Origin of the sequence: Synechococcus sp. UW105 (genome assembly GCF_900473935.1) — a bacterium.
Taxonomy (GTDB): Bacteria; Cyanobacteriota; Cyanobacteriia; order PCC-6307; family Cyanobiaceae; genus Synechococcus_C.
In genome coordinates, this window is record NZ_UCNN01000007.1 from 33,563 (window position 1) to 54,682 (window position 21,120).

Annotated in this window: 28 protein-coding genes and 2 tRNA genes; 15 read left to right on the forward strand and 15 right to left on the reverse strand. The window is 60.4% G+C overall.

Annotated features, from left to right (window positions below):
- Positions 1 to 132 precede the first annotated feature (132 nt).
- On the forward strand, positions 133 to 501 hold the full coding sequence (locus tag DXY16_RS01565) for a hypothetical protein (protein ID WP_137006998.1): 369 nt from the start codon (positions 133 to 135) through the stop codon (positions 499 to 501).
- A 74-nt stretch (positions 502 to 575) separates the two neighbouring features.
- Positions 576 to 1,031, forward strand: a complete 456-nt coding sequence (locus DXY16_RS01570; protein WP_115119121.1) for an MAPEG family protein — start codon at positions 576 to 578, stop codon at positions 1,029 to 1,031.
- Positions 1,032 to 1,041: 10 nt separating this feature from the next.
- Here DXY16_RS01570 and DXY16_RS01575 read toward each other — a convergent pair whose 3' ends face one another.
- The gene (locus tag DXY16_RS01575; protein ID WP_115118936.1) at positions 1,042 to 1,512 is read right to left on the reverse strand and encodes a nucleoside 2-deoxyribosyltransferase; all 471 of its coding nucleotides are present in this window, start codon (positions 1,510 to 1,512) and stop codon (positions 1,042 to 1,044) included.
- A gap of 61 nt (positions 1,513 to 1,573) precedes the next feature.
- On the reverse strand, positions 1,574 to 2,488 hold the full coding sequence (locus DXY16_RS01580; RefSeq protein WP_115118937.1) for an SPFH domain-containing protein: 915 nt from the start codon (positions 2,486 to 2,488) through the stop codon (positions 1,574 to 1,576).
- A 109-nt stretch (positions 2,489 to 2,597) separates the two neighbouring features.
- On the opposite strand from DXY16_RS01580, the gene DXY16_RS01585 reads away from it, so the two are divergent.
- Complete coding sequence (locus DXY16_RS01585) at positions 2,598 to 3,056, forward strand: NfeD family protein (protein WP_115118939.1); 459 nt, start codon at positions 2,598 to 2,600, stop codon at positions 3,054 to 3,056.
- Here DXY16_RS01585 and DXY16_RS01590 read toward each other — a convergent pair.
- From DXY16_RS01590 to ebsA, 3 genes are all read right to left on the reverse strand, one after another.
- Entirely contained in the window at positions 3,034 to 3,552 is a 519-nt protein-coding gene (locus DXY16_RS01590; protein ID WP_115018580.1) for a DNA recombination-mediator protein A, read from the reverse strand. The two genes, DXY16_RS01585 and DXY16_RS01590, sit on opposite strands and share 23 nt — an antisense overlap.
- 96 nt (positions 3,553 to 3,648) lie before the next feature.
- Positions 3,649 to 4,740: a phosphotransacetylase family protein gene (locus DXY16_RS01595; RefSeq protein ID WP_115118941.1), complete on the reverse strand. Its 1,092-nt coding sequence runs from the start codon at positions 4,738 to 4,740 to the stop codon at positions 3,649 to 3,651.
- 27 nt (positions 4,741 to 4,767) lie between these two features.
- On the reverse strand, positions 4,768 to 5,214 hold the full coding sequence (ebsA, locus tag DXY16_RS01600) for a type IV pilus biogenesis protein EbsA (RefSeq protein ID WP_244281487.1): 447 nt from the start codon (positions 5,212 to 5,214) through the stop codon (positions 4,768 to 4,770).
- Here ebsA and DXY16_RS01605 point away from each other — a divergent pair.
- A complete protein-coding gene (locus DXY16_RS01605) occupies positions 5,200 to 5,985 on the forward strand; it encodes an SDR family oxidoreductase (RefSeq protein WP_115118943.1) in 786 nt (261 codons plus the stop codon). The genes ebsA and DXY16_RS01605 overlap by 15 nt on opposite strands.
- Here the strand turns inward: DXY16_RS01605 and map are convergent.
- Positions 5,966 to 6,805: a type I methionyl aminopeptidase gene (map, locus tag DXY16_RS01610; RefSeq protein ID WP_115118945.1), complete on the reverse strand. Its 840-nt coding sequence runs from the start codon at positions 6,803 to 6,805 to the stop codon at positions 5,966 to 5,968. The genes DXY16_RS01605 and map overlap by 20 nt on opposite strands.
- Positions 6,806 to 6,918: 113 nt before the next feature.
- Between map and DXY16_RS01615 the strand changes: the two genes are divergently transcribed.
- The 4 genes from DXY16_RS01615 (at position 6,919) to DXY16_RS01630 (ending at position 8,101) form a co-directional block, all read left to right on the forward strand.
- Positions 6,919 to 7,233, forward strand: coding sequence for a PepSY domain-containing protein (locus DXY16_RS01615; RefSeq protein ID WP_115118947.1), 315 nt, complete (start codon positions 6,919 to 6,921; stop codon positions 7,231 to 7,233).
- 33 nt (positions 7,234 to 7,266) lie between these two features.
- Positions 7,267 to 7,740 carry a 50S ribosomal protein L19 gene (rplS, locus tag DXY16_RS01620; RefSeq protein ID WP_115118949.1) on the forward strand — a complete coding sequence of 158 codons (474 nt, stop codon included), beginning with the start codon at positions 7,267 to 7,269 and terminating at the stop codon, positions 7,738 to 7,740.
- Positions 7,741 to 7,803: 63 nt separating this feature from the next.
- Positions 7,804 to 7,876, forward strand: a tRNA-Trp gene (locus DXY16_RS01625).
- 36 nt (positions 7,877 to 7,912) lie between these two features.
- Positions 7,913 to 8,101: a hyperconserved protein Hcp gene (locus DXY16_RS01630; RefSeq protein WP_006043540.1), complete on the forward strand. Its 189-nt coding sequence runs from the start codon at positions 7,913 to 7,915 to the stop codon at positions 8,099 to 8,101.
- A gap of 66 nt (positions 8,102 to 8,167) precedes the next feature.
- Here the strand turns inward: DXY16_RS01630 and DXY16_RS01635 are convergent, their stop codons facing one another.
- Complete coding sequence (locus DXY16_RS01635) at positions 8,168 to 9,163, reverse strand: LysR substrate-binding domain-containing protein (protein ID WP_244281488.1); 996 nt, start codon at positions 9,161 to 9,163, stop codon at positions 8,168 to 8,170.
- 117 nt (positions 9,164 to 9,280) lie between these two features.
- On the opposite strand from DXY16_RS01635, the gene DXY16_RS01640 reads away from it, so the two are divergent.
- Both DXY16_RS01640 and gltX read left to right on the forward strand, forming a co-directional pair.
- Positions 9,281 to 9,354, forward strand: a tRNA-Asp gene (locus DXY16_RS01640).
- Positions 9,355 to 9,374: 20 nt separating this feature from the next.
- Positions 9,375 to 10,808 (forward strand): glutamate--tRNA ligase, encoded by a 1,434-nt coding sequence (gene gltX / locus DXY16_RS01645; RefSeq protein WP_115118951.1) that lies wholly within the window; start codon positions 9,375 to 9,377, stop codon positions 10,806 to 10,808.
- On the opposite strand, the gene DXY16_RS01650 is transcribed toward gltX, so the two are convergent.
- Genes DXY16_RS01650 through wecB form a run of 4 tightly spaced genes read right to left on the reverse strand, consistent with a single transcriptional unit; the run spans position 10,758 to position 13,998 of the window.
- Positions 10,758 to 12,026, reverse strand: coding sequence for a sodium:proton antiporter (locus DXY16_RS01650; protein WP_115118953.1), 1,269 nt, complete (start codon positions 12,024 to 12,026; stop codon positions 10,758 to 10,760). The two genes, gltX and DXY16_RS01650, sit on opposite strands and share 51 nt — an antisense overlap.
- Positions 12,016 to 12,261, reverse strand: coding sequence for a hypothetical protein (locus tag DXY16_RS01655; RefSeq protein ID WP_115018567.1), 246 nt, complete (start codon positions 12,259 to 12,261; stop codon positions 12,016 to 12,018). Before DXY16_RS01655 ends, DXY16_RS01650 begins: the two co-directional genes overlap by 11 nt.
- Entirely contained in the window at positions 12,258 to 12,863 is a 606-nt protein-coding gene (locus DXY16_RS01660; protein ID WP_244281489.1) for a DUF1643 domain-containing protein, read from the reverse strand. Before DXY16_RS01660 ends, DXY16_RS01655 begins: the two co-directional genes overlap by 4 nt.
- Before the next feature lie 22 nt (positions 12,864 to 12,885).
- Entirely contained in the window at positions 12,886 to 13,998 is a 1,113-nt protein-coding gene (wecB, locus tag DXY16_RS01665; RefSeq protein ID WP_115118956.1) for a non-hydrolyzing UDP-N-acetylglucosamine 2-epimerase, read from the reverse strand.
- A gap of 94 nt (positions 13,999 to 14,092) precedes the next feature.
- Between wecB and DXY16_RS01670 the strand changes: the two genes are divergently transcribed.
- Positions 14,093 to 15,325, forward strand: a complete 1,233-nt coding sequence (locus DXY16_RS01670) for a type IV pilus twitching motility protein PilT (protein WP_170953787.1) — start codon at positions 14,093 to 14,095, stop codon at positions 15,323 to 15,325.
- Positions 15,326 to 15,339: 14 nt separating this feature from the next.
- Here DXY16_RS01670 and DXY16_RS01675 read toward each other — a convergent pair whose 3' ends face one another.
- Entirely contained in the window at positions 15,340 to 15,528 is a 189-nt protein-coding gene (locus tag DXY16_RS01675; protein WP_115118960.1) for a high light inducible protein, read from the reverse strand.
- A 46-nt stretch (positions 15,529 to 15,574) separates the two neighbouring features.
- A complete protein-coding gene (gene tsaD / locus DXY16_RS01680) occupies positions 15,575 to 16,645 on the reverse strand; it encodes a tRNA (adenosine(37)-N6)-threonylcarbamoyltransferase complex transferase subunit TsaD (RefSeq protein WP_115118962.1) in 1,071 nt (356 codons plus the stop codon).
- Between the two features lie 77 nt (positions 16,646 to 16,722).
- Between tsaD and DXY16_RS01685 the strand changes: the two genes are divergently transcribed.
- Together DXY16_RS01685 and psaJ are read left to right on the forward strand one after the other, a co-directional pair.
- Positions 16,723 to 17,202: a Photosystem I reaction center subunit III gene (locus DXY16_RS01685; RefSeq protein WP_115118964.1), complete on the forward strand. Its 480-nt coding sequence runs from the start codon at positions 16,723 to 16,725 to the stop codon at positions 17,200 to 17,202.
- A 45-nt stretch (positions 17,203 to 17,247) separates the two neighbouring features.
- Positions 17,248 to 17,364 (forward strand): photosystem I reaction center subunit IX, encoded by a 117-nt coding sequence (gene psaJ, locus DXY16_RS01690; protein ID WP_007098612.1) that lies wholly within the window; start codon positions 17,248 to 17,250, stop codon positions 17,362 to 17,364.
- A gap of 148 nt (positions 17,365 to 17,512) precedes the next feature.
- Here the strand turns inward: psaJ and gmk are convergent, their stop codons facing one another.
- Positions 17,513 to 18,079 (reverse strand): guanylate kinase, encoded by a 567-nt coding sequence (gene gmk / locus DXY16_RS01695; protein WP_115118966.1) that lies wholly within the window; start codon positions 18,077 to 18,079, stop codon positions 17,513 to 17,515.
- A gap of 90 nt (positions 18,080 to 18,169) precedes the next feature.
- Between gmk and DXY16_RS01700 the strand changes: the two genes are divergently transcribed.
- Complete coding sequence (locus DXY16_RS01700; protein ID WP_244281490.1) at positions 18,170 to 19,879, forward strand: NFACT RNA binding domain-containing protein; 1,710 nt, start codon at positions 18,170 to 18,172, stop codon at positions 19,877 to 19,879.
- A 135-nt stretch (positions 19,880 to 20,014) separates the two neighbouring features.
- On the forward strand, positions 20,015 to 20,749 hold the full coding sequence (gene tatC, locus DXY16_RS01705; RefSeq protein WP_115118970.1) for a twin-arginine translocase subunit TatC: 735 nt from the start codon (positions 20,015 to 20,017) through the stop codon (positions 20,747 to 20,749).
- Here tatC and DXY16_RS01710 read toward each other — a convergent pair.
- Complete coding sequence (locus DXY16_RS01710) at positions 20,700 to 21,113, reverse strand: DUF3067 family protein (RefSeq protein WP_115119124.1); 414 nt, start codon at positions 21,111 to 21,113, stop codon at positions 20,700 to 20,702. The two genes, tatC and DXY16_RS01710, sit on opposite strands and share 50 nt — an antisense overlap.
- Positions 21,114 to 21,120: the final 7 nt, after the last annotated feature.

Genomic DNA, 21,120 nt, shown 5'->3' on the forward strand with positions numbered 1-21,120 from the left:
GTCCCAGTGAGGGCCCCAGAGCACAACGCAGCCTTGAAGAGCTTGATCAGAATCACAACAACTGGAGATCCCGATCACCCAATCGTGAAGCCGAATCCATCAGCTTCCCAACAGTCATTCCGCAGTCTGGCCATGCCTCCACTTCCAGCAAACCTGAAAGCCACCCTGATCAGTTGTGCCAGCGGCACTGCCGTACTGGCCAGCGCCGCCATGGCCCACCCGATTCTGATCACCACACAGTCAGCCGCCTTCCTGCGCGATTGCGGCCATCAATCACCAGCAACGGTCAGCTCGATCTCCTCAGGCTGTCCCAACCGAGAACGAGGACTGGTGGGAAGCGGCAGCCGTCTGGAGCAGCTCCAGACGGTGCATCGCAGCCGCTCTGGGATGAAAGGCCTCTGGTATCAGGTACGGATTGTGGAGAACAGCACGGCATCGCAAACCGCATCAACCCATGCGCAAGCCGGGACGATCGGTTGGCTGCGGGCGAATGCTTTCTGAGCGAAGGCTGCGGTCAGTAGGGCTCACAGCGATAGGGATCCGTTCCTTTGAATAGAGGCATCAGCATGCACACGATGCCTCTCACCGCACTCTTCACCGCCAACGCCGCGGCCCCCTTCGCCTGGTCGCTGGTGCTGGCTGGAGCCGTCGTCATCGTCAGCATCATTCCCCTGGGGGCTGCACGATCCCAAGCGGACTTCACCATGGCCGACATGGCCGCGCCGCGGGCCATGTTCGACCGCCTTCCAGCTTGGGGCCAACGGGCCAGCTGGGCGCATCAGAACAGTGTTGAAGCCTTCAGCCTGCATGCCCCTGCAGCGATTTTGTCGTTGGTCGCGGCCTGTGAAACAGGTCCACTACCAGGGCTCGCCATTGCCGCGGCCCTTCTGCAGCCAGGGTTGAGACTGCTCTACATCGGGGCCTATGTCGGCAATATTCCTCCCTTGCGGGGTCTGTGCTGGGCATCAGCGCTGATGTGCACAGGTGTGCTCTACCTGGAGGCACTCAAAGCCCTTCTCCAAGCAGCCTGAACAGTGGCGTTCAGCCCAGGGCCCACTGGGCGAGAGCTTTGTCCGGGGCTCCAATCGAGTCGATCGAGTCGTGCACGTAGCTCTCCCAGGCTTGCTGAGGCAGCCCGGCATACACCATCAGATTGAGTGGATAGTGATCCGAATCGGTACAGCGACGAAAATCATCGCGAAACAAGAACACGGGCTTAGCCAGAGCGAAAGCAACCCCCAGCTCCACCATCACGCCTTCATCGGGTGGGGTGCCGTTCACAATCGCGAACAGACCATCAGCCTCACGCACGTCTTGAAGACATTGCTGCGACACCGCATAGGCCCAACCAGGCTGATCAAGATTGACGCCGGCATTGCGCGCGAAAGGCTCCCACACCCTCAAGCCCAAGGCCTCAAGAGCCTCGACGTAACGGGGGAGGAGCAGTTGCCGACTTTCAACTGAAAACCCCAACGGAGATGCCAGATAGATCGTCTTAGCTGTCACTGGCATCGGCTGTGATGAGCATCGGTCGACCGAAGGAAGAGCTGCTCAGAATCCTCCCCCATCTGCATCAGCCTTGATCGCCTTGAAACTGCTTCAGGGCAGCCAACAGGGCGGCAGGCGACTGAGGATCAACCATCAGCACGCTTCCACCTGGGGCATCCGCCAGTTGTTCGCCCATCGCCATCCAGTCCTTCGCGAGCATCAGACGCATCGCTTCCGCCGTCTTGGGATTGGCTTCCAAGGCTTGTGCCATCACCAGGGCTGACTTGGATTTTGCTTCGGCCAGCACCTGCTGCTGATGCGACTGAGCCTCGGATTCCAGCAGGAGTGCCTCCTTCTGAGCCTTGGCATCAAGCACAAGAGCTTCGGCGCGTCCACGTGCCTCGTTGAGCTGAGATTCCTTTTCTCCTTCTGAGCGCAGAATCGCCGCCCGCTTCTCCCGTTCCGCCGTCATCTGCTGTTCCATCGCCTGCTGCACCCCTGCGGAGGGAACGATGTCGCGCATCTCAACGCGGGTGACTTTCACGCCCCAAGGGTCCGTGGCCTGATCAAGCTCCCGAAGCAGCAACTCATTCACTTCACTGCGGGTAGTGAAGGTCTGATCAAGATCCAGCTTGCCCATCTCGGCACGGATCTGAGTCAGCACCAAATTCACCATCGCCGCCTGGAGGTTGTCAACGGCGTAATACGCCTGTGAATGCTCCAGCAGCTGCCAATAAACCACCGCATCCACTTCGATGGAGACGTTGTCACGGGTGATGCACTGCTGAGGAGGAATGTCGAGCACCCGTTCCTTGAGAGACTCGTGGCTCACGACCTTTTCCACCACTGGGAGCACAAGGGACAAACCTGGCTGAAGCTCGCGATCAAACTTTCCCAAGCGCTCAACCAGACGAGACCGTCCTCCGCTGGTCACCTTGACGCTGCCAGTGCCAAGCACCGCAAGAAGGATCAAAGCGGGCAGGCTAAAAAACGCTTCCAAAACAGCTGAGCAGTTGTTCGGACCTTAAAGACAGCGCTCCTAACGCACAAGCACGTCCACAACCGGCAGGATTGGCTTCAAAGTGTGGTGCGTTGCCGCAACAACCCCAATGACCACGTTCTGGGTGCCGCTGATCTGGCTTCTGGTCGCTGGGGTGCTGCTTGCCCTGGAACTGGCGCAACCCACCTTCGACGGCCTGATGTTCGCTGCCATTGGGGCCCTGATCGTGTCGGTGATCACCGCCCTTGGGCCGTTGCCAGTGCTGCTTCAGGTCAGTCTGTTCATCGCAATCACGGTGATAGGCACCCTCTGGCTGATGCGGTGGTCAGCCCAGCGCAATCCAGCGCCGGAGAGGCAACGGCAACGCGACGATCTCGCGGAAGTTCTGGGCACGATTGCGCCAGGCGGAGAGGGGAGGGTGCGCTGGCATGGTCAAAGCTGGGCCGCTTCGTCACTGGATCTCGACCGTTCAATCCCCGAGGGCGAACGCGTACTGGTTGTGGGGCGTGATGGAACCCAGCTTCAAGTGATGGCGCAGACCACAGTCAGTCGAAAAACAGCAGACTGACCACCTTGCCCATGTCTTCGGCACTGCGACAGCTGTTCAGCAATGTCTCACTGTCGTGGAAAGCAAGACAGATCAGCTGATCACAGCGCGTGATGATGTCTTGATTGCACAGGCTGCTTGCCAGTGGCAGAGGCAAATCATCCTGTTCAGGCTTTTCAATCAGATGCAGTACCCGATCAAGGCTGTCCCGAATCTCCGGGACCTGCCGGTCGAGGCTCTGTGGCAGCAGAACAGTGAGTTGAGCCGGATCCACCTCGAGAACACCTCGGATCACGGCGGCATTGACACCCTGCGCTCCTGAAGTGATCAGCGAATGGCCTTCCTGAGCCAAAGAACGGGCGATCAACTCGACGAGATGAATCGCCACGACCGGGACGTGCCGACTACCAAGAATTGCGATCCGTCGTTTGCCTTTGTCCTGGAGAAGAGCCAGTTCCTGGGCAAGTGTGTCAACCCTGTCAAGGGAAGGAAGATCAAGGGAACGGCTCAAAGACATCCGGCCATTGTCAAGTTGAAATTAGCAGCAATGTCCTTGGCCAGGAAGCAGCCATCGCACCGGATCTAACTAATGCAAAAGCGAGGGATCCAGCGATCAACTGGTCCATCCCAAAGCATCGAACAATCGATCGAGCTGGCAGTGCTCTTCCACTAGACGGAACGCATAGGTGGCTTTCACAGCTTCATGAAGGCGCACATGGCCAAAGGCCTGTTCAATCACTTCAACCGTGGCAAGGGTGTCGTGTTCCACCTTCAGTAAAGGCACCTCAAGTTCATCCGCCCGACTGATCAACTGAGGCAAAGGCTCACCAGCACCTGTGAGAATCAAACACTGGGTGGAAGCCTCCAGGGCTGCCAGCTGAATATCAGTGCGATCGGCACCAGTGACCACGGCCATGTTGCGGCGGCGACGGAAAAACTCCATTGCCGAATTCACGTTCATGGCGCCGATGCTCAGGGTTTCCACCAGCAGTTCAAGCCGCTCTTCACAGCACAGCACCCGGGCATCCAAGCGACGCACCAGCTCCCCCACCGTGACACTGCGAAGCAAAGGAGAACGCGGCATCACACCGAACACAGCCAGACCGAGCGATTCGAGCTCAGGCACCACATAGCGCTGCAGCGACTCGACATCATCTGGCGTGACGGCATTGAGAACGATGCCTGCCAGACGTTCTCCCAGTTGATCTCTGGCCGCCAATAGGGCATCAACGCTGCGGCTGTCTTGCCAGAGGTGGACAAGCACGACCGAGGCATCGAGGCCACGGGCCAGCTGACCGAGGCTGAGACCGTAAAGAAGGCCCTCGTGAAGACTGCCAGCCGCTTCCAGCAACGTGACCGTCTCATCGTCGCTCTGCAGTTGCTGCTGCAGACGGACAAAGCCCTCGCCGGCCTGAAGGTGTCCATCCGCCAGCCGTTGATCGGCGGTGGCGGGGGCCAGAAGGTGGAGAGAGGGAATCAGCTGATCATCCTTGAGGCCCAGGGTGGTGCCGATGAAGCGAACGTCGTCATCGATCAAAGGGTCCGGCATCGGGCCGACCTCCGGTGTCCAGTCCAGGCTTGTGGCCAGGGGCTTACCAAAGCGAACCTGCCGCCCGGAGGATGCCAACTGGCGGGCCAGACCAAGCACAAGCGCAGACTTCCCGCTGAAGGGTTCACATGATCCGATCAGCAAGGTGGATCCCATCAACGGCTCCGCAGGCCTTTCAGAGGATCAATGTAACGGGCCTTCCCCGAGCGATCCGGTTGGGGTCTGCTCCAGCAGAAGCCATTGCCAAAAGCGGTCAGGCAGATCAGCCACACTGGCCCCAGCTTCGGCATGCATCAACCACTCCACCAGTTGGTGGCCTGGTATATCAAATGTGTAGTGCAGAGAAGCTTCCCCGGGGAAGCTGAGCGTGCAGTGAGCCGGGGTGAGCGGAGCTCGCACCGGCTCCCAGCAGAGCAGAAAAGCATGCCCTTTCCCCTCGCCCAGTGAGCGCGCCCCCTCAAGCCGGCCACGGGAGAGCAGCGGCAACACCTGTCGCAAAGCCTGCTCGTTCTGAAGCCCACCGCAATAGGGAGCGAACAGGGCGAGCTGAGCTGCATCGGCTGGACTGATCAAAGGCCGGGCGTGTTTCTCTTCAGGATGCCCCAAGCTGGTGGGATGGCCCACATCCATGCCCCAGGAGAGCGCACGGTGCCTGAGACCACTGCATCGTCCCCATCCGGCCATCACTGGCAAGGACGCCGGATCGGAATCACCGGTGTGCGAGGCGCCTTAGGACAGGCTCTCTGCCGGCAGTTTCTGCTGAGGGGCGCCGTGGTGGTCGGTCTCAGCCATGGCCCTCGGCCCGAGCACAGCGAACCAGACCATGCTCCGCAGGAATGGAGGCAATGGACATGTGAGCAGGAGTCCGAGCTGGATCCTGTGCTGAAAACCCTTGATGTGCTTGTGCTGAACCACGGCATCAATCCTGGAGGAGACCAGCGCAGCGAGACGATCACCCAGGCCCTCACCATCAATGCCCTGAGCAGCTGGCGACTGATCAACCGCTTCGAGGCCATTGCCTCAGAGGCTGGCTGCGATGGGAAGCCAAAAGAACTCTGGGTGAACACATCGGAAGCAGAGGTCCAGCCCGCGCTAAGCCCTGGCTACGAATTGAGCAAACGTTTGATCGGCCAGCTGGTCAGCCTGCGCTGGAGCCAACGCAGCAAGGCTGAACAGCGTCAGCTTCGCCTGCGCAAGCTTGTGCTTGGACCGTTCAAATCCAATCTCAACCCGGTCGGAATCATGACGGCGGATTGGGTCGCCAGGCAGGTCCTGAGCCAAGCCCACCTGGGCCTGAACCTGATCATCGTCACGCCCAATCCGTTCACGTATGTGCTGATGCCTTTGAACGAACTGGGGCGAGCGCTCTACAGCAGATTATTCAGTCGCCCCGATCCGTGAGGATTTCGCAGCCATCGGAGGTCACCACGATGGTGTGCTCCCACTGAGCCGAGAGGCTTCCATCCCGGGTAACAACGGTCCAGCGGTCCTTGAGGGTTCGGCACTGCTTGCTGCCCGCATTCAGGATCGGCTCCACCGCCAAGGTCATCCCTGGTCGCAGGGTGAGATTGGGGAGGTCATCAGTACGGAAATTGAAGACAGAGGGCTCTTCATGGAGATTGCGGCCAACGCCATGACCGGTGTAGTCCTCCACCACGCTGTAGCCATTGGCCAGCACGTGATCTTCCACAGCGCCAGCGATATCGAGCAGCGTGTTTCCAGCCTTGATCTTGGCGAGACCAGCCATCAAAGACTCACGGGCCACTCGGCTGAGCTTCTGAGCCTCTTCGGGCGCATCGCCAACACAGATGGTGACGCAACTATCACCGTGATAACCGTCGAAATAGGCGCCGGTGTCGACCTTCAAGAGGTCACCTTTGTGAATCACCCTCTTGGCGCTGGGAATGCCATGCACCACTTCGTTATTGATGCTGGCGCAGATGCTGGCCGGAAAACCGTGATAGCCCTTGAAACTGGGAGTGGCTCCCATTTCACGGATGCGTCGTTCAGCAATGGCATCCAAATCACCCGTGGTCTGGCCGGGCTGAACAGCCCCCATGATTTCGCGTAGCACCGTGGCCACGATCCGGCTCGCCTCAGCCATGATTTTGAGCTCCCGGGAGGATTTCACCTCCACCCCGCGACGCTGCTGAATGCGGGGGCCGGTGGATGTGGCCTTAGCACTGTTGGAGGCAGCCAGAAGGTCAGCAAACAGATTCATCGAGGCGCTCGAGAAGGTGACTGGGATGTCGCGGCAGGCGAGTCGTGATGGGCGGTGCAATCTCGACGATCCTGAATTCACGCTATCAATAGCTGCAGGATCTGTGAGAGTTAATGGCGTGGCTGCGACGGATCCGCCAGCTGCATCGATGGGTGGCTCCCTTTGTGGTGTTGCCTCTCCTGCTCACCGTGATCACAGGCATTGCCTATCGATTGGCCAAAGACTGGGGAGGGATGGAGCGCGATCAGGTGCATTGGTTGATGACACTCCACGACGGTGAGTGGCTCGGCCCTCAGCTCGAGCCTGTGATGGTGCTGCTCAACGGGCTGGGACTGCTCTGGATGCTGATCACTGGCGGCACGATGATCTGGAATCAATGGCGGACGCCCGGCCAGGAGAACTCCTTAGAAGGGAGGGCGAAGGGGTAAGCTGGTTGTTTGGCGTGATTACCCGGAGCTGGGATGGCAGCGGATCCGAAAGAGACTTCCGTACAGGAAGAAGCCACAGACGTGGCCAGCAGTGATGTAGCTGTCGCCGATGCTCCTGCCAAGGACACTGGCAGTGCAGCGACCGTGAAGCTGAGCGCCCAAGAACTGATCAGGGAATTCGAAGCCGGTCAGCAGAAATCCGAGCTCCCCGACATTTATGTCGGAGACACCGTCAAGGTGGGCGTTCGCATTAGTGAAGGCAACAAGGAGCGAGTGCAGCCCTATGAAGGCGTTGTGATTGCCAAGCGCCACGGAGGCATCAACGCCACCATCACCGTTCGACGCATCTTCCAAGGAATCGGTGTGGAGAGGGTCTTTATGGTCCATAGTCCGCAAGTCGCCTCCATTAAGGTTGAGCGTCGCGGTAAAGTGCGCAGGGCGAAGCTTTTCTATCTGCGGGACCGGGTGGGCAAGGCCACTCGGGTGAAGCAGCGCTTCGACCGCTGAGGCTTTCGCTTCATTACCGTCTAAAAACCATTGTTTTGCGATGGTCGAGGGGTCCATCGCCTTGCGCCGTTAGTTCAGTTGGTAGAACGCAGGTCTCCAAAACCTGATGTCGGGGGTTCGAGTCCTCCACGGCGCGTCCGATGCCCCCTCATGCAGTTTCCTGAGTTCGAGCATGGAGTTGGATCTTCAACCTGGTGACGTCGTGAAGGTGCTCGAATCAGCCGCCCTTGGCTGGGTTCGTGCACGAGTGATCCGCGTCAAATCTGGTGGTCGTGTCGTGGTACAGAGCGACCAAGGCCGTGAGTTCACAGCTCGGGGGAATCAGGTGCGCCTGATTGAACCAGCTGGATTCCGTCCCTGACGATCAACGTCACGGTCATTTCTATCCCCGAAGCTCCGCCTCAGGCGGGGCTTTTTTAATTGCTCATCAAGTAAGAGCCATCTCCAGCTCAGGGAAGTCCTCTGCCAGCAGTTCGCAACGGTGTATGAGCAGCTGGAGAAGATCCTGAATCACCACTTCCTCCAGGAGATCACGGCGAACAACTAGAGATTCACCGCTGATCAGGCCGAGGTTGAAATCCAGAGGAACCAAGCCCGGCATCACCTCCAAAGCGAGACAGGTGGCATAGGTCAACGTGACCTGATCCTCAGTTCGCCCATGCCAAAGCTCTGGGCGGTAGCGCTTCATGCGTACCCGGGTCTGCCAGAGGCCATGGCCCCGCAGGATCGCCTCAGTCTGTGGAAACATGCCTGATGGCAAGCCAAGACTGGGAAACGGATCGAGATCCGCCGCCGAAAGTGGTCCGCATCCAGCCAGGGGATGATCAACAGCAGCCACCAGGTGCACAGGAGATCGGCAGAGATCGATCACACACAGATCGGGATCCCTGTCCGGCAGATCTGGCTGGTAACTGGCGATCCAGGCATCAATCACACGCTCACGCAAGAGCTGTAGTGGCCGCTCCATGCCCACATGATCCCAAGTACCACCCTCCCAATGCTTCGGGATGGGCTCCAAAAGAGAGGGTGCCGCCCAGAAATTGGCTTCAACCCTGAGCGGTGGAGAGACGGAATCCCCAAGCAGGCGCTTTTTCTGATGAACCAAGCGCTCCATCATCAACAGATTGACGTCGCCATGCATCTGCCACTCGCCATCCACGCGCTCCATGGCAAGACCGAAGAGGGTCAGACTCTCCATGTTGTTTCTCGACACCGTGCTCTGAGAACAGTGCAGACGCTGTGAAGCTCTCTCCCCTGACCTCAGCCAGTAGGTGGTATCCAGCATGCGCAGTGCATCAAGCGTGATCATGGCGGAGTGGCGCCGTTCAAATCGCAACCTCTGACTGCCACCCATTAATTCAGCTAATCGCCCAAACCCCTGCAAGAGATGAAGGAAAGACGCGATTTCATCCGCGACCTGCATAATTTGCCCGTTTCAAGCAGTTGGTTGACGGAGGGCAGGGCTGAGGTTGATACTGCCTAAGTCGTGCAAGCGACACAGGGCAACCGCAGAAGATCATTCTCCTGAGTGGGTGCACCTGGGACCGTAGTTCAACCGGTTAGAGCACCGCCCTGTCACGGCGGAAGTTGCGGGTTCGAATCCCGTCGGTCCCGTTCCAAAGCCCCACGTCACAGTGTCGGTTCGCGTTCGTCTGGCTCCTAGCCCAACCGGGACTCTTCACATCGGTACGGCTCGAACCGCAGTCTTCAATTGGCTGTATGCCCGTCACAGCGGAGGTTCGTTCCTGTTGCGGATTGAGGACACCGACAAGGAGCGCTCCAAACCAGAATTCACGCAAAACATCCTCGAAGGCCTGCAATGGCTTGGGATCGACTGGGACGAGGAACCCATCATCCAGAGCGAGCGGGTTGCCGAGCACCGCGCCGCAATTCAGACGCTGCTCGACAAGGGCCTGGCCTATCGCTGCTACGCCAGCGAGTCCGAACTGGAGGCCATGAGGGAGGCCCAAAAAGCGTCCAACCAAGCCCCTCGCTACGACAATCGTCACCGCAACCTCACTCCGGAGCAAGAAGCAGCTTTTCAGGAGGATGGCCGCGAAGCGGTGATCCGATTCCGTATCGACGACTCCGCCGAAATCCGCTGGAACGATCTGGTGCGGGGCCCGATGAGCTGGCGTGGAGCGGACCTCGGTGGCGACATGGTGGTGGCGCGCCGCGCTGCTGCGGATCAGATCGGCGACCCCCTCTACAACCTGGTGGTAGTGGTAGACGACGCAGCCATGGCCATCTCCCATGTGATCCGTGGCGAAGACCACATCGCCAACACCGCCAAGCAACTCCTGCTCTATGAGGCGATGGGCCTGCCAGTACCGACCTTTGCCCACGCACCGCTCATCCTTAATGCCGAGGGTCGCAAGCTGTCCAAGCGGGATGGTGTCACCTCGATCAATGATTTTCGCGCGATGGGATACAACGCTGAGGCCCTGGCCAACTACATGACGCTGTTGGGCTGGTCCGTTCCGGAAGGAATGGAGGAGCGCTTCACCCTGGAGGAAGCGGCCGCATCGTTCAGTTTTGACCGCGTCAACAAGGCTGGTGCACGCTTCGACTGGGACAAGCTCAACTGGCTCAATGCCCAGGTGCTGCACAACTGGAGCCATGATCAGCTGCTGGAGTCACTGATACCGCTCTGGCACGACCAAGGCTGGAGTCTTCCTGATGATCGAAGCTGGGCAGTCACACTGGCTGAGCTGCTCGGCCCCTCCCTCACCCTTCTCAACGACGGGGTTGACCAGGCAAGGCCGTTCTTCGATGAACCACCCTTGGAAAGCGACGCCGTGGCTCAGATCGAAAGCAATGGGGCCCGCGATGCCCTTCAAGCTCTCATCGTTCTGCTTGACACCACCCCATGGGACGGGATGGATGTTGCTCGCGGTCAGGACATGATCGGAGCTGCAGCAAAAACTGCCGGCGTCAAAAAAGGTGTGCTGATGAAATCACTGCGAGCGGCTCTGCTGGGACGACTCCAGGGACCTGATCTGATGACCACCTGGAGCCTATTGGCCAGGATCGGTTGCGACCGGCAACGACTCAACCGCTGCCTCTGATTCCGACCCAGCCGCATCCGCGGGCTCAGGATCCACCAGACCCAGAACCTTGGCCAACGGTTGGGCTGTCAGACCTTGTAGACCAACGGTCATCAGGATCGTTAAAAACACAAGGCCCTGCAACCGACCGGCGCCAAGCACACCCGCCTGCTCTAGACGGATCGCGAACAAGGACGCCACCGCAGCCGTGACGATGCCCCGTGGCGCGAGCCAGCCCATAAACAAACGCTGTCTCCAATCCAAAGGAAGGCCAATGGTGGCCACGCTGACCGCCACAGGACGAACCACCAACATCAGCACCAGCACACAGCTCACCCCTCCCCAGCCCAGGGGGCTGAGCTCCGCCCAAGACACATCAGCCGCCAGCAGCGGGAACAACATGGTGATCGCCAGCCGGGCTAGTTCACGGATCACTTCATCGAGCTGAGCTGCCTGCGTGGATGGACGACGGCCCACCACCACACCCGCCGCCACGGAAGCCGGTAGCCCTGACTCGGGCAACAGCCACTCACAGGCACCGAACATCAAGAACAGAACGCCAAGAGTGATCTGCAGACGAAGCCCCACCGAGGGATCGGGCCGCAGACGACGCAGTCCCTCAGACAGCAACCAGCCAGCGGCAAGACCGATCAGCACGCCGCCACCGAGACGGGCCAGAAGCCCCATGGCCAGCTCCCGCCAGCCGTGAAGGTTGCCAAGCAGAAGCTCCAGCAGCAACAGGGCCAGAACAGCTCCCACCGGTTCCAGCACCAGACCCTCGGCTTCGAGCACATCCCCCAAGGGTGAGGCGAGGCGAATCTGCTGGATCAATGGCGTCACCACCGTGGGACCGGTAGCTAGGACGATGGCGCTGTAGACCGCCGCCACCGACCAGTTCAGGCCCGCCAGCCAATGGGCCGCCAGCAGTCCCGCACCAAGTGACAGCAACAGCCGAATCACCGAGATGCGCAGGACCGTGGCCTTAATCGTGTCGCCGGGAAGGCGCAGGTTGAGGCCGCCGTCGAAGAGCACCAGGCTCACCAGCAGACCCACGACTGTGGCCAGGCCCTGGCCAAGGTCTAGGGGTTCGACAAGCCCCAGGCCAGAACGGCCGATCAGCAGCCCGGACAGCAGTAGCAGCACCACCCCTGGCAACCCCGAAAGGGCTGCCAGAAGACGAGCGGAAGCCCCGGCGAACACCGTGACACCCCAGAGCAGACCCAAACGCTCAGGCGTCATCGATGGAGGTGAATTGCGGCTCTACCCGGAGCCCGATCACCGCGTCCGGCCGCACCACGAGATATTCCCCCTCCAGATCCCCCAGAGGCACATTGACGAATCCAGACTCCGCTCCAGCACTGACCAACCCCTGATACCACTGCTGAAACTGCTCCAGAGTTGAAAAATGCACCCTCTCGGTCTGCCCACCGATCAGATGGAGCGAGACGGCGTAACGGCGCGGTGTGCGAGTCATAGCCGAACCGTACTAGCAGGACCCTTGCTCCCAGGCTGCACCAGCAGGCACGGCTGCTCTCCAATCCAGGCTTGAGGCATGGCCGAAGCGGGGCGATAGAGAGGGTGGCGGGGATGACCTCCTTGGGTTGTACCGAGGCAGAACGCAGCTGCTGCACCGCTACTGCGGCGCAACGCAGCGAATGAGACGAGGCGCTCCAGCAGCCAGTGATCACGCCCTTGCAAACTGCCATGAGCTCCCCAGCCCAACCACAGGTCCACAGAGGCGGTCAGGCTCCAGCGTTGTAACCAGCTCTCCAGCACAGCATCATTGCCAGCTCCAATGGGAAACGGGTGCCGGCGCAGAGCAGCTGGAGATGGCGTCACCAGGGCAAACAGATTGAGCACCACCAAGCGTTGATATCCCCAGCCACGGGCGAAACCGCAGAGTCGACGAAGCGTTGGGTCATCGCTGCCGGCATCAGCCCGGGATGGATTAAGCCCGCAATAAATGAGGGTGTTCAGGCCTTGGCCACCCGGTGTGATCCGATTGGGGGGGAGCCAGCGCCGCTCCAGCAACCAGCGATAACGCCCGCAGCGACTGAAAGCGGCACGACCAACCACGGCTGTCGCGCAGGGCCGAGGCTCAGACCGCGAGCAGGGCACGGGCCGCCTCAAGGATCCTGGCACTGGCCTGACCATCACCAAAGGGGTTCACCGCCCGGGCCATTGCGTCGTATGCCTGCGGGTCGCTGAGCAACAGCGAGGCCTCGGCCGCGATGGTGTCGGCATCGGTGCCGACAAGACGCGCCGTGCCGGAATCCACTGCTTCTGGACGCTCGGTGGTGCGACGGAGCACGAGCACGGGCTTACCCAGGGCGGGAGCCTCCTCCTGGAGACCACCTGAATCGGTCAGCAACAGGGTGCAGCCTTTCATCGCCGCCACGAGCCGGTCGTAATCCAGGGGTTCGGTGAGGATCACCCGAGGATGGGAACCCAGCAGAGCTTGAAGCGGTTCACGCACTGTCGGGTTGCGATGAAGCGGAAGCAGCAAGGCTGTGTCGGGATGAGCGTTGAGCACCTTGAGCATGCCCTCGGCAATGCTCGTCAAGCGATCACCCCAGTTTTCGCGGCGATGGACGGTCGCCAAGATCACCCGCTGAGTGGACCAGTCGATCGGCATGTCATTGAGCTCAGGCGCACGCTCAGCCATGCGCAACAGGGCATCGATCACGGTGTTTCCAGTGACCATGAGCTGACCCACAACGCCCGAGGCCTGAAGGTTCCGCTCAGAGCGCTGGGTGGGTGCGAAATGGAGCTGGGCCACCTGGGAAATCAACCTGCGGTTGGCCTCTTCCGGGAACGGGTCAAGAATGTTGTCGGTGCGCAGACCGGCCTCGACATGGCCAACAGGGATCTGTTCGTAGAAGGCGGCCAAGGCTGCCGCGAAGGCGGTCGTGGTGTCCCCCTGAACAAGCACCAACGCGGGGGGATAGGCCTGAAAGTCGTCGCGCAACCCCTGCAGGGCCGCACATGTGACATGGGTGAGGGTCTGGCGGGGGGCCATCAAATCGAGATCATGGTCGGCACGGAGACCGAACAAATCCATCACCTGAGTCACCATCTCGCGATGCTGCCCCGTGAGCACCACGCGGGTTTCTAACAGTGCACAGGCCTGAAACTCCTGGATCACCGGCGCGAGCTTGATGGCCTCAGGACGGGTGCCGAGAACGATCGTCACCCTGGGCTTCCCAGCCATACATCCCTCAACGGTCGCCTCAGTTTAAGAGCGATTCCTGCTTGCCAGATCCACAGCCATGGCGAAGCTGAAGAGATCAGGCTCTGCTGACACAGTGACCAGTCCGGTTTTTCCTCCAGGCTTCCCACCGCTTCCGCCGCGCCCGGTCGCGGACCAGGACAACAGCGGCAGCCTTGGCGAGGCAACCTCGGAGCAAGCCACACCCTTGGGGACCCCGGCAGCGCAGGTCGCTCCCTCTCAAGCAGCGACCAACTCCGGGCCAAACGGTGGTCCAAGCATTGAGGCGATCGTGCGCATCGCCTACGACGCCGGACACTCCGATGTGCATCTGGGGGTGGGGGAACAGCCGCGCTTCAGGGCCCGCGGCGAGATGGTGATCACCGAGTGGCCTGAGACAACCACCGCAGTATTTCAAGCCTGGCTGCAAGAAATCCTCAGTCCGCAGCAGATTGACGCCTTCACCACCACGAAAGAGTTCGATGGATCCCATGCCTTCCCCTTCGTCAGGGTGCGAATCAACCTGCTGGACTCACTGCGAGGCCCGGCCATGGTGTTGCGGCTGATCCCCCAGACGATCCTCAGCTTGGAACAACTGCGGCTTCCTGAGGTGCTGCAGGGGTTGGCCGCCCGTCCGAAAGGCTTGGTACTGGTGACAGGTCCCACCGGCTCTGGCAAGAGCACAACCCTCGCCGCCATGATCGACTGGATCAACAGGCACCAGACACGCCACATCCTGACGATTGAGGATCCGGTGGAATTCGTCCACGAGAGCCAACAATCGCTCATCCGCCATCGGGAGGTGGGCCAACACACGCTGAAATTTCACAACGCCCTAAGGGCAGCGCTGCGGGAAGACCCGGATGTGATCCTCGTGGGTGAGATCAGAGATCGCGAAACCCTGAGCACAGCCCTCGAAGCCTCCCAAACCGGTCACCTGGTGTTCGGCACCCTGCACACCAATTCCGCCGTCAAAACAGTGGAGCGGGTGCTTGGCATGTACCCACCGGATGAACAAGAGAGTGTGCGTCGCGCCCTGTCGGAATCGCTACTGGGTGTGATCGCCCAGGGACTGATCCGCTCGACAGATGCCAAACGCGCCGCTTATCACGACATCCTGATCAACACCGATGCCTGCAGGGACTACATCCAGCGGGGTGCTCTCGATGAGGTTGAGGAAATCATGGAGCGCAGCGGCTTTGATGGCATGGTCACGATGAACCAGTCCTTACAAGCCCTGGTGGAGGCTGGCCGGGTGGATGGTGAAGCTGCAATCGCTGTCAGTCTCAAACCGAACGAACTGGCTCAGGCCCTAAGAGGCAGGAGTTGATGCAATGCAGCCTTTCAGGAGAAACCGCTGCTGAAGAGGCGCACGATCAGAAGCACAACAAGGGCGACCGACAGACCGAGCATGGCCAGTCGGCCATTCCAGATCTCCGCCTGCGGAGTAATGCCACGACGCCAAGCATTGAGTTCATCACTGGGAACCTCTTCCAGGAGAGAAGTGCCATCGGGAGCGGATTCAGTTGCCATGGGGCGGCCCGCAATTTTGTTGATAACAACTTTAAGGAAAATCTGTTCAGAACGGCGGCGCCTCCGCTTGCAGAGCAGAAGCCTGATCGAGCGGCCAGCGGGCCGAGACCCCTAGCGCGATAGAACTCATTTGGGGCGCCAGAGACAAACGCTGCACAGCGGCCGCTCCAACCATGGCGGCGTTGTCCGTGCAGTAAGCAAGCGGCGCGCAACACACGGCGACGCCGTCCTTCCCGCCTCGGAGCTGCATCAGGCTCCGTAAACGACGATTAGCCGCCACCCCCCCCACCATCACCAGGCGAGAGAGGCCAAGCTCGCGGCAACAGCGCAGGCTGCGGTCAACCAGAACATCCGCCACCACCTGCTCGAAACTGGCAGCCAGATCAGCCAGAGGCAGCGGATCAAACTGATCTCGCAATGCCTCGACCTGGCGAAGCATCGCTGTTTTCAGGCCACTGAAAGAGAAGTCATAGGGATAAAAGCCCCCTTCTGGCCGCTTCACACGCCCCTTGGGCAAGGCGAAGCGGCGTGGATCCCCTGTTTCTGCCAACGCCTGGATCGCAGGCCCTCCCGGATAGGCCAGGCCCAGCAAACGGGCCACTTTGTCGAAGGCCTCACCAGCCGCGTCATCGTGACTGCGGCCGAGCCGCAGCATCCCTCCATCAGCATCGACACGGATCAGTTCCGTATGGCCTCCGCTCACCAGCAGCACCAAATAAGGAGGCCTGGGTGGATCGGGCGCTAGTTGCACTGAAGCGAGATGGGCCTCGAGATGGTGAATCGCAAGAAACGGCCGTTGGTGCAACACCGCCAGGCTGCGCGCTGTCACCGAACCAACCATCAGGGCACCAACCAGCCCCGGAGCCACGGTGGCCGCCACCGCATCGAGCTGATCAACGTCCACCTCAGCCTCTGACAAGGCTGCCTCCACAAGATGAGGCAAGGCTTCGACATGCCTGCGCGATGCAATTTCCGGCACCACCCCACCCCACTGGGCATGCTCCTCAACCTGGGAGGCGATGCCATGGGCAAGCACCTCCATTCCTCTGCCGCTCCGGCGCACGATCGCAGCAGCTGACTCGTCACAACTTGTTTCGAGGGCCAGCACCGTTGTCATTTGGTTGGGGAGCCTCCCCTAGTGTCCGCATGTGACATCCTGCCGTTTCGGGGCAGGCTTAATCAGGAATCCTTCCGATGCGTCGTCTCTTTGCCCTTGCGCTTTCGGCCCTTCTTGTCTTCGGCTTCGCCCCAGTTGCCAAGGCTGATGTGGCAGGTCTGACTCCCTGCTCCGAAAGTGCCCGTTTCCAGCAGCGTGCCAGTGCAGCTGCCACCCCGCAGGCCAAAGCCCGCTTCGAGATGTACAGCCAAGCAGTTTGTGGAGAAGACGGTCTTCCCCACCTGATTGTTGATGGCCGCTTTAGCCACGCTGGTGACTTCGTGTATCCCGGCCTGATGTTCCTCTACATCACCGGATGCATCGGCTGGGCCGGGCGTGAGTATCTCAAAGCCACCCGTGGCACCAAAGAGCAATACACCAAGGAAATCCAGATCGATCTCAAGCTCGCCCTTAAGAGCTGTATCGCTGCTGCTTCCTGGCCTCTGGCTGCCTTCGGCGAATTCACCAGCGGCAAGCTGCTTGAAAGCGACGACAAGGTGACCGTCTCACCTCGCTGAGCCTCTCTCAAGATCACTTCACTCGTTTTCAACAACTGAATTCCGATGCAGAAATTCCTCACCACCGCTCCAGTGGTTGCAGCAATCTGGTTCACCCTCACCGCAGGCATCCTGATTGAGTGGAACCGCTTCTTCCCTGATCTCCTTTTCCACCCCATGTGATTGGAGAACAATCCATCAAAAAAGGAGGCCAAAGGCCTCCTTTTTTGATGGATTTTCATCGCTTCAACAGTCCTAGGCGGCAGCACGGGTTGAGCAGCAAAGAGCAGTGTCGACAACGAGCTTCATCGACAACAGCCTTCCGCTCAAGTCAAGCCAGACCCATCAGGCTCTCCAGGGCAACAAGAGCAACATCAAGATCGTCATTGATGACGACCGCATCAAATTCCCCCTTAGCCTCCAGTTCCTGCTTGGCTCTTGCGAGACGGCGTTGGATCGCCTCTTCTGCATCGGTGCCGCGGCCGCGGATGCGCTGTTCAAGCACCTGAAAGCTGGGGGGAGCCAAAAAAATCTGCTGCGCATCAGGAAAGGTGCGACGCACCTGACGCGCCCCCTCCAACTCGATCTCCAACAACACCGGCGAGCCAGCCGCCAACCTGACTTCCACAGGGTGGCGGGGGGTGCCATAACAGTTGCCGGCAAATTCAGCCCACTCCAACAATCCCCCCTCCGCCACCAGAGCATCAAATTGCTCTCGACGATGGAAGAAATAGTGCACACCGTCCTTCTCCCCCTCACGCGGAGAGCGCGTCGTCGCAGACACGGACAACCACAACGAAGGATGGCGTTCCCGTAAACGGGTCACGAGAGTGCCCTTGCCAACGCCGCTGGGCCCGGTCAACACCGTGAGCCTTGCGCATGTCTCGGATAGGGGCATGAATCGCTTCCGGTCACCCCGCAGGGTAGGAAGGCATCCTGCTCAGCAGGTTCCACCATCCCAACGATGGGCACGCCTTCACCACAGGTCATGGACGTCACCACCCTGCTGGCGGTGGTGAACGATCTGCGCGGACGCTTGCTGCCGAGTCGATTCGAGAAAGCCCAGCAGCCTGATAGCCAGACCCTCCAACTCGGTTTCCGCACGCTGCAGGGCATGGTGTGGCTTGAGCTGAGCTGGCGCGCCGACTGCCCTCGGCTGGTACAGATTCCACCACCACCCAGGAACGGCAGCGGCAGCACCCTGGCGCAACAGAGCCAGCACAGTCTTCGCCAGCTCGCTCTGGTCGAGATGGAGCAGGAGGGATTCGAACGGGTGGTGCGCTTCGGATTTGCCAGCCGGCCTGGCAATCCCGTGAAACGACATCTTGTCTTGGAACTGATGGGCCGCCACAGCAACCTGCTGCTCCTTGATGAACGCAATCGGGTGATCGCTCTGGGCCGCCAGGTGAGGGGGCATCAATCACGGGTGCGACCCATCGGCACCGGGGATGACTACGTGCCACCACCACCACTGCAAAGCAGTCCACCGCAGAAGGATGAAGACTTCGCGCGTTGGAGAAAACGGCTGACCCTGCTACCGGTTCCCCTCGCCAAAGCCCTGCCCCAGGCCTACCAGGGCATTAGTCCGGCTTTGGCACGACAACTGGCATCAGATGACCCCAGTGCTATCCACTCTCTTCTCAACACTCCTGTTCAAGAGATTGATCAGAGGCAATGGGAACAGCTGCATGAACGCTGGCAGCAGTGGTTGCACTGCCTGGACGAGGCCAGCTTCAGTCTCCACATCTCAACCGCAACGAATAGCTATCGCGTGTGGGGAGCGACCACAGTGCCATTAGCGGCCTCAACCCCAAAAGAACCACCCCTGAGCCTGACGCTCGGTTGCTACTACAGCGATCAGCTGCAGGCCCGAGAACTGGAACGTCAAAGCGAGGAGCTGCGCCAGCAGCTCCTCCAGACCAGACGCCGGGAAGAGGAGCTGCTGCTGGATCAGATCACCAAAATGCAAGCCACCGACTCGGCTGCGGAGCTGCAACAACAGGCGGATGGCCTGTTGTGCCTGCCGGCTCCTAGTCGCGACCAGATTGATCAGGCACAGAAGCTTTACCGCCGCGCACGCAAACTGCGAAGGGCAGTGCCTCAGCTGGAGGAACGGCAGCGCCACCATCGCCAACGGCTGGCCTTAATCGACGGCAGCGAGGCCTTTCTTGAGGAGGTGCTTTCTGCAGGCTGGGACTGCCCTAGGCAGCGGTTGGAGCGCCTGAATGAGCTGCGTCTCGAGGCGCAGGAATTGTTGACCTCTCAGCGGCGACGTGGCCGTCGCCAAGGAGCACCTCGACCAGCGCTCCAGCCCCAGCCCTTGGAACTGTGCTCACCAGCAGGTCTGACGATCCAGGTGGGCCGCAACCACCGACAGAACGATTGGATCAGCCTGCGCCATGCCAAGCCAGGCGACCTTTGGTTCCACGCCCAGGAATGCCCCGGCAGCCACGTTGTGCTGAAGGCATCTACCGGCCTGGCGGATGAAGCCGACCTCACTCTGGCGGCCGATCTGGCAGCCCTATTCAGCCGAGCACGCGGCAACCGTCGTGTGGCGGTAGTGATGGTGCCGGTGGAGCAACTGCAGCGGATTGTTGGGGCTGGGCCAGGCACAGTGCGCCACCGCGGTGGCGCTGTGCGTTGGGCCGAACCCGAGCGCGCTGAGCGACAGCTCCAAGCCGGAGAACTTCTAGCCTGAAGCAAGCACAGGCACGCCTTTCTGAGCCCTCCCGAACCAATCGATCAACCGGACGTCATCCCCAAGCCGCTCGCGCCTCCTCCGCCGATCCAGATCGGTCGATCCGGAAGGGCGGATCTACCGGCGGATAAAGAGATGCCTCTGCTGGACCATCTCGAGGAACTGCGCCAACGCGTCCTGCGCAGCCTGGTTGCGGTGGTAGTGGCAGCGATCGCCTGCCTGGTAGCGGTGAAGCCGCTGGTTCGGCTCCTGGAGGAACCGGCCGGCTCGATCCATTTTCTCCAACTCGCACCTGGGGAGTTTCTATTCGTCTCCTTCAAGGTGGCCGGCTACGCCGGCCTCACCCTGGCACTGCCCTATGTGCTCTATCAGGGACTGGCCTTTGTACTCCCAGGCCTCACGCGCAATGAACGCCGCCTCATCGCTCCAGCCGTAGCTGGCTCGGCAGTGCTGTTTCTGGGGGGATTGGCCTTTGCCTGGTGGGCACTCGTGCCTGCGGCCCTGCGCTTCCTGGTGAGCTATGGCGCCGATGTCGTGGAACCGCTCTGGTCGATCGAGCGCTACCTCGACTTCGTGCTGCTGCTGATGCTGGCGACAGGTCTGGCGTTCCAACTGCCTGTACTGCAACTGCTGCTCGGATTGTTTGGGCTGATCAACTGGAAATCAATGCTGGCGGCCTGGCGCTGGGTTGTGCTGGCGGCATCCCTGGCTGGAGCAGTGCTCACTCCTTCCACCGATCCAATCACAATGCTGTTACTGGCGGGAGCGATCACGGCGCTGTTCCTCATCGGTGTGGGTCTGGTGGCCCTCACCGAGAGATTCAGAGCACAAACTCCTCCAGACGCTCCCCCCCCTGAAGCGGCAGGCTGAGGGCCTTTCCGAGGCGAGGGCGATCGCGAGTCGTGGCCAACCACTCGCGCACCACCTGCGCCTGAGCTAAACGATTCACAACATCAATCACCTCCGCGATGTGCTCCCGATAGGCGTTTTCGTCGAGGGGGAACGACTGCTGCTCGAGATACGCCCACATCACATGGAGGTAAAGACGCCCCCTACGAACGACCAGCTGAAGGTCGTAACTCGCCTGCCAGCGCTGCTGTATGCAGCCAATCACCTCATCAACGGTCAAGGGGCTGGGAGCCTCTCCAGCACGAACGTCAAGCACGGAATCGCAAGAAAGAACAATCGGTAAAGCCCTGTCGTCGCAAAGTGTGACGGGACCTTTAGCGTCCATAATGATC